The following is a 13,293-nucleotide window of genomic DNA, read 5'->3' on the forward strand; positions in this document are numbered from 1 at the left end:
TAATAATGAATCGTACTAAACTGGTACTGGGCGCGGTAATCCTGGGTTCTACTCTGCTGGCTGGTTGCTCCAGCAACGCTAAAATCGATCAGCTGTCTTCTGACGTTCAGACTCTGAACGCTAAAGTTGACCAGCTGAGCAACGACGTGAACGCAATCCGTTCCGACGTTCAGGCTGCTAAAGACGACGCAGCTCGCGCTAACCAGCGTCTGGACAACCAGGCTACTAAATACCGTAAGTAATAGTACCTGTTAATAAAATGGCGCACATTGTGCGCCATTTTTTTTGCCTGCGTCAAACGGCTACTGCGTCACCTTCTCTCCTTCATCTTCCGCTACCGCAGCAGATACCCGGCTGTTCTGCACCGACAACACGCTATTGCTGGCTGAAGGGCCGCTACCGGCCGACACGATAACCGGGATCCCGGCGCGACGTGACAGGGCTTTATCAATCAGCGCCTTATCGCTTCCCGCCTGAGAAACAAAAGTCGCAAACTCGGCAGAATGGGTAATGGGCGAGACCTGCGGATTTTCCCCTTCTACCTGCGCCAGCGGACGGTGGACCTCAATATAGCGTTTACCATCCGGCTCAACGGAGAACTTCACGGGTTCATTGATAATCTGCACCCGCGTGCCCACCCGCACCTGTTCGAACAGGGCCTTAATGTCCGGGGCGTTCATCCGCATACAGCCGGAGCTGACCCGCAGGCCGACGCTGTCCGGCGCGCTGGTGCCGTGGATGAGATATTCCCCGTTGCCCACGCCTAAACGCAGTGCAAAGCGCCCCAGCGGGTTGTTTGGCCCGGCAGGTACCACCGGAGGCAATTTAATGCCCTGCTCCAGAGAGCGTGCTCTGATGCCCGGCGTGGGTGTCCAGGTGGGATTCGGGATCTTCTGGCTCACCCGCGTGGTCGTCACCGGCGTTTCCAGCCCCAGCTGTCCGATGCCGAGCGGGAAGACCTGAACGATATTTTCTCCCGGCGGGAAGTAGTAGAGCCGCAGCTCTGCGAGGTTCACCACAATCCCCTCGCGCGGCGTGTCCGGCAGCAGCATCTGCGACGGAATGGTAATGACGGTTCCCGGCGCAGGGTTTACCGGCGCAATGGTATTGTTTGTTTCCAGGATCACCTGCGCCGCGGTATTAAACCGACGGGCGATGGTCTGCAGCTTATTATCCCCTTCCTGTATCGTGTAGGTTTGATTTTGCCCAATCAGGCGACTGCCTGCGGGCGGCAACGGATAGTCCATCGCGCGGGCCGAATTAAGTGCGCCGAGCGAACTGAGGAGTAATAGAGTTATTAGAGACGCGCGCTTCATGCTGAGATTCCTTATTCACTGGCAGGACGCCAGAAAGCTGAAAAACCAGCGAGGCGGGAACCACCTCGCGAAACAGAATGAATGCTGTTCTGTAAGTCTAGCTAAGGATTGCAGCTTTGGCGCGGATCGCGCGAATCATCGCTTCCAGTCCCTGGGAACGAGACGGGGTGAGGTGTTGGGTCAGGGCCATTTTTTCAAACCACGGGCGGACATCAAACGCGACAATATCCTGCGCCGACATCCGGTGGTAAAGAATAAAGACGACCGCAATAAGCCCTTTTACAATGGCCGCATCGCTGTCGCCGTGCAGTGCTATCGTGCCGTCGTCAGACTGTTCCATCACAATCCACACCTGGCTCTGACAGCCCTGAATACTGTTTTCCGGGTTATGCGCCTCTTCACCGAGCGGCGGCAGACGCTGCCCCAGCTCGATGATATAAAGGTACTTCTCTTCCCAGTTTGCGCAACGCCCAAAGTTGCGCAGCAATTTGTCTCTGTCCGGCAGTTCTGCCATCTTTTGCCTCTCCGTTAGCCCAGCAGCTGGTGAATACGCTTAAGCCCCGCCACCAGCCTGTCGACCTCTTCCGTTGTGTTGTACATCACCAGCGACGCGCGGCACATTGCCGGCACCTGGTAAAACGCCATCAGCGGCATGGCGCAGTGGTGCCCGGTACGGACCGCCACGCCGTAGTTATCGAGGAAACTGCCCACATCATAGGCGTGATGTTTCCCGAGATTGAACGCGATCACCCCTTGCCGGTCGGCAGGCCCGTAGAGGGTCAGATCCGGCACGCTGGCAAGCTCGGCAAGCGCATAGTGCATCAGCAGCTGTTCGTACTCCTGAATGCTATCAAGGCCGATTGCGGAGACGTAGGAAACCGCCGCCCCCAGCCCGATAATCCCGCCGGTGTTGGGCGTACCCGCCTCAAAACGCCACGGCGCGCGCGCGTAGGTCGTGCCTTCGGTCAGGCTGACGGTGGCGATCATCGAGCCGCCCCCTTCCCACGGCGGCATCGCCTGCAGAATGTCTTCCTTCACGTAGAGCACGCCGATCCCGGTCGGCCCATAGAGCTTGTGGCCTGAGAAGACGTAGAAATCGCAGTCCAGCGCCTGAACGTCAACCGCGTGGTGCATTACCGCCTGGGCGCCGTCAATCAGCACCTTCGCGCCGGCCTGATGGGCTTTTTCGACAATCTCTGCCACCGGGTTTTCAGTCCCGAGCACGTTAGAGACCTGGGTGACCGCCACCAGCCGCGTGCGGTCATCCAGCAATGCGTCGAGCTGCTCGAGCTGCAGCGTCCCGTCAACGTTCAGCGGAATGACCCGCAATTGCGCGCCAACGCGCTCGCAGAGCATCTGCCACGGCACGATATTGGCGTGGTGCTCCATCTGGGTGATGATGATGTTATCCCCCGCGTGGACCTGCGCGTTGCCCCAGCTGTTGGCGACAAGGTTGATTCCTTCGGTGGTTCCGCGCACGAAGACCAGCTCCTCGGGCGATTTTGCATTGAGGAAGGCGGCAATTTGCGTGCGCACGTTTTCCATACGCTGGGTCGCCTCGGCGCTCAGGGTATGAATACCGCGATGCACGGCGGCGTAGCCGTGGCGATAAAACTCGGCTTCCGCATCCACGACCGGGTTCGGCTTCTGCGCGCTGGCCGCGCTGTCCAGATAGGCCAGAGGAAGACCGTTCACTTCACGGGTCAGAACCGGAAAATCTGCCCGTACTTTCTCGACGGGAAAACTCATGCTTCGCCTCCAGGCAGACGCTGACCGATACGCGCCAGCACCTGCTGTTTCAACTGACCATCGTTCAGCGCTTCCGTCAGTTCGGCGGCAAACGCATAGATAATCATTTTCTGCGCCGCCTGCTGGTCGATACCGCGGGAACGCAGGTAGAACATCTGCTCGTCGTCGATGCGCCCGACCGTTGCACCGTGGCTGCACTTCACGTCGTCGGCGTAGATCTCCAGCTGCGGTTTGGTGTCCACCTCCGCCAGGCGCCCTAACAGCAGATTGTTGTTGGTCATCTGCCCGTCGGTTTTAATGGCGTGCTGCGCCACGTTAATCAGGCCGTTAAACACCGCGCGACCTCTGTCACTGACGATGGTTTTATGCAGCTGGCGGCTGTTGCAGTAGCCCTTGTTGTGCTCCAGCCAGGTGCGCGTGTCGCACACCTCTGATTTAACCGGCATCGCCAGGCTGTTGATGCGCAGCGTGGTGTTTTCACCGTTAAGCTGCGTGCTGGTGTTGTGGCGCAGCACCGACCCGCCGAGCAGGAAGCTATGGCTGTAGGCTGCGGCATCTTGCCCAAGTAAAATGTCGTTATGGGCAAAGTGGTGGCTCTGCGGGTTCTCGAACGCCAGCTTGACGTGGTGAAGCTGGGCATTGGCCGCAACATTCATCGTCAAACGCGAGCCGGTAAAATGGCGCGTCTCGTTGAGGCTGACGTAATGTTCAATCACCGTGGCCTCAGCCCCCTCCGCCAGCTCAAGATGATGGCGATAGTGCGCGGTGTTGATTTCGTCGCCGTCCAGCCCCTGGGTGATGTGCATCAGCAGCAGCGGCTTTGCCGGACGCTGGTTACGCTTCACGCCGATATGCGTCACGCTGCGGGCCAGGCTCTCGGTCAGGTGGAGGAAAACCTCAGGCTGAACCGGGGCGCTGAGGGACTGACGATCGTCGTTTATCACAATCTCAAATCCGCTCCCCTGAAGGGCGTCGCTCAGCTCCGGACGGAACTCACCGTCGACAAACACCAGGCGCACGGCATCCACGTTTACGGCCAGCGCGTCACGCTGTGCCGGGGTGAGATCCGCCAGACGGGTCACGAACTCGGCGTTCAGCAGGCCATCAAGCGGGGTATATTTCCAGTTCTCATGCTTACGCGTCGGCAGGCCGAGACGCAGCATCTGCTGAAGATGCTGCTGCGCCTGCTCGGAGCGCGTGCCGCCCTGGGCTTCAAACAGCAGGTGCCACTGCTGGAGCGCATTACTGCTGTTCGGTAAGCCAGCCATAACCCTGCTCCTCCAGTTGTTTAACCAGCGTGAAATCTCCGGATTTCACAATACGCCCCTGGTAAAGCACATGGACGTAATCCGGCTTGATGTAGTCCAGAATGCGCTGGTAGTGGGTGACGATAATGAATGAACGCTTGCCGTCGCGCAGGGAGTTAACTCCGTCAGCGACAATCTTCAGGGCGTCGATATCCAGACCGGAGTCGGTCTCGTCCAGAATGCACAGCTCGGGCTCCAGCACCGCCATCTGCAGAATGTCGTTACGCTTTTTCTCGCCGCCGGAAAAACCGACGTTCACCGAGCGGGTGAGCAAATCTTCCGGCATTTTCAGCAGCTTGATTTTCTCTTCCATTAAATCCTGGAAGTCGAAGCGGTCGAGCGCCTCCAGCCCCCGGTATTTTCGCACCGCGTTGAGCGCGGTTTGCAGGAAGAACTGGTTGCTGACGCCCGGAATTTCAACCGGGTACTGGAAGGCCATAAAGATGCCCTCTCCCGCGCGATCTTCCGGTGACATTTCCAGCAGATCTTTGCCGTTGAACTCGACCGAGCCGTGGGTCACCTCATAATCTTCGCGCCCCGCCAGCGTCGCGGAAAGCGTACTTTTCCCGGAACCGTTCGGCCCCATGATAGCGTGGACTTCCCCCGGCTTGACGTCAAAATTGAGGCCACGCAGGATGGCTTTGTCTTCTACGCTAACCTGTAAATCTTTAATGCTTAACATGTGCTTTCCTTTAACCGACGCTGTGTTCAAGACTAATGGCGAGGAGTTTCTGGGCTTCAACGGCAAATTCCAGCGGCAGTTCAGAGAACACGTCCTTACAGAAGCCGTTAACGATCATCGAGATGGCGTCTTCTTCGCTGATCCCCCGCTGCAGGCAGTAGAAGAGCTGATCTTCCCCAATGCGTGACGTCGTCGCCTCGTGCTCAAGCTGGGCCGTATTGTTACGGCACTCAACGTACGGGAAGGTGTGCGCCCCGCAGTCTGCGCCGATCAGCATCGAATCACACTGGGTAAAGTTTCGCGCATTGGTGGCCGTCGGCATGATTTTCACCAGCCCGCGATAGCTGTTCTGACTGTGCCCGGCGGAAATGCCTTTCGAGATAATGGTCGACCTGGTGTTTTTACCTATGTGGATCATCTTGGTGCCGGTGTCCGCCTGCTGATGGCCGCTGGTGAGCGCCACGGAGTAAAACTCACCGATGGAGTTATCCCCGCGCAGAATGCAGCTCGGGTATTTCCAGGTGATGGCCGAGCCGGTTTCAGACTGGGTCCACGACATCTTGCTGTTTTCGCCTTCGCACAGCGCGCGCTTGGTGACGAAGTTCAGGATACCGCCGGTATTGCCGTCGCCCGGGAACCAGTTTTGCACCGTGGAGTATTTCACCTCGGCGTCTTTATGAATAATGACCTCCACCACCGCCGCGTGCAGCTGGTAGCTGTCGCGAACCGGGGCGGAGCACCCTTCGATATAGCTGACGTAGCTGCCTTCATCCGCGACCAGAATCGTGCGTTCGAACTGGCCGGTTTTTTCGGCATTGATGCGGAAATAGGTGGAAAGCTCCATCGGACAGCGCACGCCTTTCGGTACATAGATAAAGGTGCCGTCAGAGGCTACCGCCGCGTTGAGCGCCGCAAAGAAGTTATCGTTTGAAGGCACTACGGTCCCGATGTACTTTTTCACCAGTTCCGGATGATCGTGAATCGCTTCGCCGAAGGAGCAGAAAATGATCCCCTGCTCTGCCAGCTTCTCGCGGTAGGTGGTGGCCACCGAGACGGAGTCGAAAATGGCGTCCACCGCCACCTCTTTCCCTTCGCGAACGGGCACGCCAAGCTGGTTAAAGGCCTCTTCCACCTCTTTGCTGAGGAAGCTGTTTTCAGCGCCAGTTTGCTGCACCGCGCCGGGCTGCGAGGCGCAGGTATCGTCACAGCTGCCGCAGGAGGGCGCAGAATAGTAGCTGTAATCCTGATAGTTCAGCTTGTCGTAGTGCGCTTTTAGCCAGTGCGGCTCTTCCATCTCCAGCCAGGCACGGAAGGCGCTCAGGCGGAACTCCAGCATCCACTCGGGCTCGTTGCGTTTCGCCGAGATCGCCCGCACGACATCTTCGTTAATGCCTTTCGCCAGCTCATCTGTCTGGAGCTGGGTGAAGAACCCCTCTTTATAGTTGAGGTGCCCACCGCTCCAGGTATTTACATCACTCGTTGCTTCAGTATTACGAGACATAGTACCGCCTATACCCCAAAGCTTTCGCCACAGCCGCATTCGTTCTGGGCTTTCGGGTTATGAAATTTGAATAACTGGTTTAAGCCTTCGCGGACGTAGTCCACTTCGGTGCCGTCAATAAACGGCATGGCCTGCAGCGCGACGTACAGCTTCGCGCCGTCAGTCTCGAACACCAGGTCATCTTTCTCGGGTTCGGTGACGGTGTCGAGCACGTAGCCGAAACCTGCGCAGCCGGTCTGTTTGACACCCAGGCGCACGCCGAGGATCTCGGGCTTTTTCGCCACCAGCTCGTGAATATGTGCTGCCGCCGCTGGCGTGAGCGTTAAGCCGCGCCAGGCGAAATCGGCAGGATTAAAGGTTTCTGAATGCAGTTCCATAGGTCCACCTCATCTGATAAGCCATCAGGGCATAACACCATGTTAGTGATAACGATTATCACTTCAACCCTCTGTCAGCAGGGGCATTCGGCTAAAGCGCCCTTTTTGCCTGGTTTTATTAAGCATAGACCCTGTGAGAGGATGCAGTCAGGATGGATGTATTTGTTCAATGCATTGATTAATAATGCATTTCGTCGCGGCATTCATAACGAAGAGAAGAAAAGTAAAATATGCATCGGAAATGCCTATTTTTGAGATAGATTTTGCACAGAAAATGACAAAAACAAAAAAGGCCCTTAAGGCCTCTTAAAACTCAATGATGAAATGCGACAGCAAATCCCTGTTCACGCCAGTGGTCGAGCTGTTCCTGCTGGCGAGGCGTTGGGGATTTCCCCGTCCAGACGAAGATTTTTTGCCCGGGGAACAGTTCAGGACGCGGCGAATCGATGGGTTCCGCCAGGACGTCAATGTGCCAGCCCTTCTGCGCCAGGCGCGCGGCTTCCAGCCACAGGTGGGTGCGGTCATCGCATTCCCAGCCAATCAACAGTGCGTCTTTACCGGCTTTCTTGCGGGACTCCGCCAGGCTTGCAATCGCGAATTCAATCAGAACTCCGTCTAACAGGCTTGCCATGTGACGCACGGTATTTTGGTCCTGGTTCATGCGCTGACGGACGGGAGAGATAATATTGTCAATCAGCGCGTCTATCGCGTGATCGCGGCGGAACTCGCCAATTTTGGCACGCAGCTTTGCCGGGCTGGCGTAACGCAGAACGGTCATCATCTCTTCCTGGAATGAAACCCAGTTGCCCTGCGTCAAAACTTCTTTGTTTTCCAGCAAGGCTTTGACTTTTCCGACCGAGACGCCGCTTTTCATCAGGCGTTTGATCTCTTCGATACGCAGGATATCTTCATCGTCAAACTGACGATGGCCCCCTTCGCTGCGCTGCGGCTTCAACAATCCATAACGGCGCTGCCAGGCACGCAGCGTAACGGGGTTGATACCGCATCGTTCGGCCACTTCGCCGATACTGTAATAGGCCATTAACTCCCTCACGCTCAGAACTTCCATACCTAACTGCACCAACCTTATCAGATTGTACACACTATTTGTATAACTAAGACCGCATTTTGAACCGGTGAACGGGGTTCTTTTCCATACACCTGTTAATACATTGTTGTATAAAATTTGCCGTTCGTACAGTTAACTCTGCCGGATTGTGTACAGCTTTATCAGAATTCGAACTTTTTCTCCGGCCAAGCAATCGCGGGAATACCGCCGTGTCGCGGGCTGGCAAAAAGATGCCCCTGGAACTGGGATATTCCCGCTGACTCCAGCCACATCCACTCTTCAGCCTTCTCTACCCCCACCGCGCAGAACTGGATCTCAAGCGAGGCACAGCATTTGATAATCGCCTGGATAATGGCCTGTCGGGGACCACTTTTGTGCACGTTTGCGACCAGATCGCGATTAATCTTAATTCTGTCCGGCTGAAACTGAGCCAGCAGCTGCAACCCGGCAAATCCGGCACCAAAGTGATCGATCGTCACGCTGATGCCCGCGCTTTTTAACTGCCTGACCGAATCCGTGAATTCATCGAATCGGGAAATGGCTTCGCTCTCGGTGAACTCCACCACAATTTGCTCGGGTACAAACCCATTTGCTTCAATCGCGGTGAGCAGGAAATCAACGGCGTTGGGAATATTGACCAGCGTCATCGGCAGCAGGTTGAGGGATAACGTCTGGTCCTGGAGCCCCAGCGCGCTGGCCATGGAGAGCGCAACCTGCTTGCTTTGTAAATCCGAGGCATACACGTCGTCACGCGGCAGACTGGCGAAGTAAACTCCCGGCGCGCCGCCGTCAGGCGTGCGGAGAAGCGCCTCCCAGGAGACGACCTGCTGCATAAACGGATCGACTATCGGCTGGAACGCGAAGCTGCAATCCGCCCCTTTCGCGACCACCTCGGGCTGTGCGGACAAGCGCGTCTCTTCGCGCACGAATTCCCAGGAATCCGCAGGAGGCAGTTCAAAATAGTTCGCTTTTTCCGTGGCCTCGACAAAGGTGCGGAAAAACTGCAGCGGGCGGTCGTTGTACGTCAGCTGATAGCGCGTCGTCCCCCTGTTGAGCACCTCTTGCAGCACCTCGTCCCTGTCGAAGTGGCGTAAATCAAAAAGCTCCATGCCCACGTTGCCAAAACGACGGACAGGTCCGTGATCGCGCATCAGCTCCACTACGTTGTGGTGGCGAGGGTCGTTGCAAATCTGCTCATAGATGGCAGAAACGTGTTCCACTGGCCCTTCAAGCAGCTGAAAAAAATGTGTGCCATTAAACAGCAGGATCCCCGTGATATTGGATTGCTGGTTTTTACTATTTGCAGCAGCAACCATGACTTCCAGCGCTTTCACTGGAACGTCCTCGCAGATATGACTGCGGTAAATGATGGTGGTGAGCATGCGATTCCTGGGGTTAGGGGTTTGGCCACAAAAGAGGTGGATAAGGTTCATTTATAGCACATTAATTGCCTGACAAATAATTTACATCTCAACCGTTTACGGCAATTTAAGAAACGTTTTTCCTGGCTGTACAACTTAACAGCCCTCGACCATTTTGTACAATATATCCTGTAATATTATCTCTCTACCACATAACCACAACTAACTGAATATAAAGAACTTTATAAAATATATCGAAGAAATATTAAAAATCTGTACATTTTTAATGTACAGATTTGGAAATTATGTATACCTTAAATGTAACGTTACTGATTACAAAATTTTACAGGAGCGAAACATGCAGCAGAAAGGTTACGTCGCAGATTCCGCAGCAGCAATCGCACAGTACTTCGAAAAAGCCGTGCTTCCTACCCAGCAGGAGACGCTGGGCCAGGTGGTTGTTGAAATTCTCAGCGACGGGCGAAATCTGAATCGCAAATCGCTTTGTACAAAATTGCTCAGCCGCCTCGAAAAGGCCGATGGCCCGGAAGAGGAAGAGCATTACCACAAGCTGCTTGGTCTGCTCTTCGAACGGTAAGGATATGAAGAGCAGTAACGCAGACAAACTGATCGACACGCTTATCGGTGAAGCCGTTCTCTCTCTTTTGAAAGAGCGGGGACCGGTTACAACCGAAGGATTGCTTCAGCGTCTGCGGATCATGAAAGAACATGAAAAGGATCCCCGGCGGCGGGAGACACTTGCGGTGGTGATTGCCGAGATCGGCTCAAACAGCATCGCCTTTATACGTCGCAGAACCGCGCAAGGACGAACGAAAAGAGAGGGACCTCTCAACGATAACCGGGACAATATTGTGCCGTTGTTTGGAAGTGGAAAACCGTCCGATCCAAAGAAAATACATTGACTGCAATTAACAGCTACGGTGAGAACAAATGAGACAAAATATTCAGCTTCAACCCGAATATCATTCTGCGTTTTTAGACAGTGCGCTGTCGGAATACTTCCGTCACGCAGGCGATCGTTTTGCTGAAGAGTCCGCTGTTTTTTCTACTGCAGTACGCTGTGTTCTGGCCTCCGAAGGTCATCTGTCCAATAAAGCGATTATCCTCTGGCTCATTCAGACGCTGGAAGCCACTCACGACGTGGTTCAGGCGGATGTGATTCGCAAGACGCTGGAAATTGTCGTGGGCTACACCATGGACGACCTGTAATTTCACGGCCACTCATCCTGCTTTCGTGTCATCGTCAAAACTGACGAATGTTCTGACGATGACACGCGCCTTCCCCGCTTAACACCCTGTTAAACCAGCAAAGCCAACCTGGCACGGTTCCTGCTTACTTCTGCTTACGGGACTGGGTTTTCCAGTCAACTTTGCTTCATTTCTTAACAGGTCTGTTATTGATGAAAAAGATCGCCAGCGTCTGCCCCTACTGCGGTGCAGGCTGTAAATTAAACCTTGTCGTTGAAAATAACCGTATCATCCGTGCCGAAGCGGCAGAAGGCGTCACAAACCAGGGTACCCTGTGTCTGAAAGGCTTTTACGGCTGGGACTTCCTCAACGATACCCGTCTGCTCACCCCGCGTCTGACCCAGCCGATGATCCGCTACCATAAAGGCGAGGCATTCACTCCCGTTACCTGGCAAGAGGCTATCCGCTACACCGCGCATAAACTCAGCAGCATTAAGGCGCAGCACGGGCCGCGGTCGATCATGACCACCGGATCCTCTCGCGGAACCGGCAATGAAACAAACTATGTGATGCAAAAATTTGCCCGCGCGGTGCTGAACACCAACAACGTGGACTGCTGCGCGCGCGTCTGTCACGGCCCTTCCGTGGCCGGTTTACAGGAGACGCTCGGCAACGGTGCGATGAGCAACTCAATCAACGATATTGAAAACTCAAAATGCCTGCTGGTGTTTGGCTATAACTGCGCGGACTCCCACCCCATCGTCGCCCGGCGCGTGCTGAAAGCGCGTGAAAACGGCGCAAAAATTATCGTCTGCGATCCGCGGCGCATTGAAACGGCGCGCATCGCCGACCAGCATCTGCAGCTGAAAAACGGCAGCAACATGGCGCTGGTAAACGCCTTTGGCTACGTGCTGCTGGAAGAGGAGCTCTACGACAAAAGCTACGTGGCGCGCTTTACCGAGGGGCTTGAGGCCTATCGCCAGACGGTGAAAGACTATGCGCCAGAGACGGTTGAGCATCTTACCGGCATTCCCGCCCGCGACGTTCGCCAGGCGATGCGCACCTTCGCGGCGGCCCCTTCCGCCACCGTGATGTGGGGGATGGGCGTGACCCAGTTTGGTCAGGCCGTGGATGTGGTCAAAGGGCTTTCCAGCCTGGCGCTGCTGACCGGCAACCTCGGCCGCCCTGCCGTCGGCGTCGGGCCGGTGCGCGGACAAAACAACGTTCAGGGCGCCTGCGATATGGGCGTTCTGCCGAATATGTTCCCGGGCTATCAGGATGTGACCGATCCGGCGGTCAGGCAGAAATTTGCCGATGCCTGGGAAATTGACGTCAATAAAATGGACGATCGGGTCGGAACGCGCATTACCGAGGTGCCCCATCTGGCGCTGGAAGGCAAGGTCAAGGCCTACTACATCATGGGGGAAGATCCGCTTCAGACCGAAGCCGATCTCGGTCTCGTTCGCAGCGGTTTTGAGGCGCTCGACTTTGTGGTGGTTCAGGACATCTTTATGACCAAAACGGCAGAAGTGGCGGACGTCCTGCTTCCTGCCACCTCCTGGGGTGAACACGGCGGCGTCTTTACCTGTGCCGATCGCGGGTTCCAGCGTTTTGGCAAAGCCATTGAGGCCAGCGGCAACGTGAAGCGCGACTGGGAAATCATCAGCCTGCTCGCCACCGAGATGGGCTACCCGATGCATTATGACGATAACCAGCAGATCTGGGATGAGATGCGCGAGCTGTGCCCGCTCTTCTACGGCGTGACGTATGAAAAAATGGGCGAGATGGGCCACGTGCAGTGGCCGTGCCCGACGCTGGATCATCCGGGAACGCCGTACCTGTATAAAGATAATCAGTTCGACACCCCAACCGGTAAAGGGCAGCTCTTTGCCGCCCCGTGGCGCGCGCCGGCGGAAACTCCGGACGCGGATTTCCCGCTGGTGCTGTGTACGGTGCGTGAAGTGGGACACTACTCCTGCCGCTCGATGACCGGGAACTGCGCCGCGCTGCAAAGCCTGGCCGATGAGCCGGGCCGGGTGCAAATGAACCCAGCCGATGCGGAAAAGCTGGGCATCTCGGAGGGCCAGCTGGTCTGGGTGCGTTCGCGTCGCGGCAAAGTGATTACCCGCGCCAGCATTAGCGAGCGTATCAACGCCGGGGCGGTCTATATGACCTATCAATGGTGGATTGGCGCCTGCAACGAGCTGACCCAGGACAACCTCGACCCCATCTCCAAAACGCCGGAAACGAAGTACTGCGCGGTGCAGCTTGAGGCGATTGAGGACCAGCGCTGGGCGGAGGATTTTGCGGCGTCTGCGTATCAGTCCATGAAGTCGCGGCTGATCAACGCCGTCAATGTCTGAGGAAAATATCGGGTGGCGTCACCGCCGCCCGATACTGAATTTCAGACACAAAAAAGGCCGCACTCGCGACCCTTTTACTCTCATGTACTCAATGGACGTGAACGCCCAACCGCCAGGCAAAGTAGATCTCTTCTTTCAGTTCATTCGAAGAGAGCGCCAGCAAATCTGTAAATTCCAGCTCAAGCTGTTTCAGCTTTTTCAGGTACTGCGCCGGAGACAGGTTGCTTTTATCGCGACGTAAATATTCAATTGCCAGCTGTGTTGGGGTTATTTCAGTATCCATGATGTCCTCGCTTATGTACAAAACCTGACCAGTATATCACAACGGACTGGCTAGTTTTTGACCAAAGGCAAAACAT

The 13,293-nt window shown here is 55.7% G+C and carries 15 protein-coding genes; 5 read left to right on the forward strand and 10 right to left on the reverse strand.

Annotated elements, in window-relative coordinates:
- The first annotated feature begins 5 nt into the window (after positions 1 to 5).
- Positions 6 to 242 (forward strand): murein lipoprotein Lpp, encoded by a 237-nt coding sequence (gene lpp / locus ADJ24_RS22975; RefSeq protein ID WP_010430241.1) that lies wholly within the window; start codon positions 6 to 8, stop codon positions 240 to 242.
- Between the two features lie 60 nt (positions 243 to 302).
- Here lpp and ldtE read toward each other — a convergent pair whose 3' ends face one another.
- From ldtE to ADJ24_RS23020, 9 genes are all read right to left on the reverse strand, one after another.
- Complete coding sequence (gene ldtE / locus ADJ24_RS22980; RefSeq protein ID WP_023311332.1) at positions 303 to 1,316, reverse strand: L,D-transpeptidase LdtE; 1,014 nt, start codon at positions 1,314 to 1,316, stop codon at positions 303 to 305.
- Between the two features lie 97 nt (positions 1,317 to 1,413).
- Entirely contained in the window at positions 1,414 to 1,830 is a 417-nt protein-coding gene (sufE, locus tag ADJ24_RS22985; RefSeq protein WP_023311331.1) for a cysteine desulfuration protein SufE, read from the reverse strand.
- A 14-nt stretch (positions 1,831 to 1,844) separates the two neighbouring features.
- A complete protein-coding gene (gene sufS / locus ADJ24_RS22990) occupies positions 1,845 to 3,065 on the reverse strand; it encodes a cysteine desulfurase SufS (protein WP_023311330.1) in 1,221 nt (406 codons plus the stop codon).
- A complete protein-coding gene (gene sufD / locus ADJ24_RS22995) occupies positions 3,062 to 4,333 on the reverse strand; it encodes a Fe-S cluster assembly protein SufD (RefSeq protein WP_023311329.1) in 1,272 nt (423 codons plus the stop codon). The genes sufS and sufD overlap by 4 nt, the downstream gene beginning before the upstream one ends.
- A complete protein-coding gene (gene sufC, locus ADJ24_RS23000) occupies positions 4,308 to 5,054 on the reverse strand; it encodes a Fe-S cluster assembly ATPase SufC (RefSeq protein WP_014831592.1) in 747 nt (248 codons plus the stop codon). Before sufC ends, sufD begins: the two co-directional genes overlap by 26 nt.
- Before the next feature lie 10 nt (positions 5,055 to 5,064).
- Positions 5,065 to 6,555 carry a Fe-S cluster assembly protein SufB gene (gene sufB, locus ADJ24_RS23005; RefSeq protein ID WP_023311328.1) on the reverse strand — a complete coding sequence of 497 codons (1,491 nt, stop codon included), beginning with the start codon at positions 6,553 to 6,555 and terminating at the stop codon, positions 5,065 to 5,067.
- An 8-nt stretch (positions 6,556 to 6,563) separates the two neighbouring features.
- Positions 6,564 to 6,932: a Fe-S cluster assembly scaffold SufA gene (gene sufA / locus ADJ24_RS23010; RefSeq protein WP_008500631.1), complete on the reverse strand. Its 369-nt coding sequence runs from the start codon at positions 6,930 to 6,932 to the stop codon at positions 6,564 to 6,566.
- A 313-nt stretch (positions 6,933 to 7,245) separates the two neighbouring features.
- Positions 7,246 to 7,974 carry a MerR family transcriptional regulator gene (locus ADJ24_RS23015; RefSeq protein WP_023311326.1) on the reverse strand — a complete coding sequence of 243 codons (729 nt, stop codon included), beginning with the start codon at positions 7,972 to 7,974 and terminating at the stop codon, positions 7,246 to 7,248.
- Positions 7,975 to 8,162: 188 nt separating this feature from the next.
- Positions 8,163 to 9,383, reverse strand: a complete 1,221-nt coding sequence (locus ADJ24_RS23020; protein ID WP_023311325.1) for a diguanylate phosphodiesterase — start codon at positions 9,381 to 9,383, stop codon at positions 8,163 to 8,165.
- A 337-nt stretch (positions 9,384 to 9,720) separates the two neighbouring features.
- On the opposite strand from ADJ24_RS23020, the gene ycgZ reads away from it, so the two are divergent.
- From ycgZ to fdhF, 4 genes are all read left to right on the forward strand, one after another.
- Entirely contained in the window at positions 9,721 to 9,960 is a 240-nt protein-coding gene (gene ycgZ, locus ADJ24_RS23025; protein WP_023311324.1) for a regulatory protein YcgZ, read from the forward strand.
- A gap of 4 nt (positions 9,961 to 9,964) precedes the next feature.
- Positions 9,965 to 10,285 carry a hypothetical protein gene (locus ADJ24_RS23030; protein ID WP_032668214.1) on the forward strand — a complete coding sequence of 107 codons (321 nt, stop codon included), beginning with the start codon at positions 9,965 to 9,967 and terminating at the stop codon, positions 10,283 to 10,285.
- Between the two features lie 28 nt (positions 10,286 to 10,313).
- A complete protein-coding gene (locus ADJ24_RS23035) occupies positions 10,314 to 10,592 on the forward strand; it encodes a biofilm/acid-resistance regulator YmgB/AriR (protein ID WP_023311323.1) in 279 nt (92 codons plus the stop codon).
- Positions 10,593 to 10,783: 191 nt separating this feature from the next.
- Positions 10,784 to 12,934 (forward strand): formate dehydrogenase subunit alpha, encoded by a 2,151-nt coding sequence (gene fdhF / locus ADJ24_RS23040; protein WP_023311322.1) that lies wholly within the window; start codon positions 10,784 to 10,786, stop codon positions 12,932 to 12,934.
- A gap of 88 nt (positions 12,935 to 13,022) precedes the next feature.
- Here the strand turns inward: fdhF and ADJ24_RS23045 are convergent, their stop codons facing one another.
- Entirely contained in the window at positions 13,023 to 13,217 is a 195-nt protein-coding gene (locus tag ADJ24_RS23045; protein ID WP_003857766.1) for a YdiH family protein, read from the reverse strand.
- Positions 13,218 to 13,293: the final 76 nt, after the last annotated feature.

Source organism: Enterobacter sp. 940_PEND (assembly GCF_001059415.1).
Taxonomy (GTDB): domain Bacteria; phylum Pseudomonadota; class Gammaproteobacteria; order Enterobacterales; family Enterobacteriaceae; genus Enterobacter; species Enterobacter cloacae_M.

Coding starts and splice junctions, on each gene's coding strand:
- ADJ24_RS23045 (WP_003857766.1), bottom strand. CDS start 13,217: ATGGATACTGAAATAACCCCAACACAGCTGGCAATTGAATATTTACGT.
- sufS (WP_023311330.1), bottom strand. CDS start 3,065: ATGAGTTTTCCCGTCGAGAAAGTACGGGCAGATTTTCCGGTTCTGACC.
- ADJ24_RS23020 (WP_023311325.1), bottom strand. CDS start 9,383: ATGCTCACCACCATCATTTACCGCAGTCATATCTGCGAGGACGTTCCA.
- ADJ24_RS23035 (WP_023311323.1), top strand. CDS start 10,314: ATGAGACAAAATATTCAGCTTCAACCCGAATATCATTCTGCGTTTTTA.
- lpp (WP_010430241.1), top strand. CDS start 6: ATGAATCGTACTAAACTGGTACTGGGCGCGGTAATCCTGGGTTCTACT.
- ADJ24_RS23030 (WP_032668214.1), top strand. CDS start 9,965: ATGAAGAGCAGTAACGCAGACAAACTGATCGACACGCTTATCGGTGAA.
- fdhF (WP_023311322.1), top strand. CDS start 10,784: ATGAAAAAGATCGCCAGCGTCTGCCCCTACTGCGGTGCAGGCTGTAAA.
- ADJ24_RS23015 (WP_023311326.1), bottom strand. CDS start 7,974: ATGGCCTATTACAGTATCGGCGAAGTGGCCGAACGATGCGGTATCAAC.
- sufE (WP_023311331.1), bottom strand. CDS start 1,830: ATGGCAGAACTGCCGGACAGAGACAAATTGCTGCGCAACTTTGGGCGT.
- sufB (WP_023311328.1), bottom strand. CDS start 6,555: ATGTCTCGTAATACTGAAGCAACGAGTGATGTAAATACCTGGAGCGGT.
- sufC (WP_014831592.1), bottom strand. CDS start 5,054: ATGTTAAGCATTAAAGATTTACAGGTTAGCGTAGAAGACAAAGCCATC.
- sufA (WP_008500631.1), bottom strand. CDS start 6,932: ATGGAACTGCATTCAGAAACCTTTAATCCTGCCGATTTCGCCTGGCGC.
- ldtE (WP_023311332.1), bottom strand. CDS start 1,316: ATGAAGCGCGCGTCTCTAATAACTCTATTACTCCTCAGTTCGCTCGGC.
- sufD (WP_023311329.1), bottom strand. CDS start 4,333: ATGGCTGGCTTACCGAACAGCAGTAATGCGCTCCAGCAGTGGCACCTG.
- ycgZ (WP_023311324.1), top strand. CDS start 9,721: ATGCAGCAGAAAGGTTACGTCGCAGATTCCGCAGCAGCAATCGCACAG.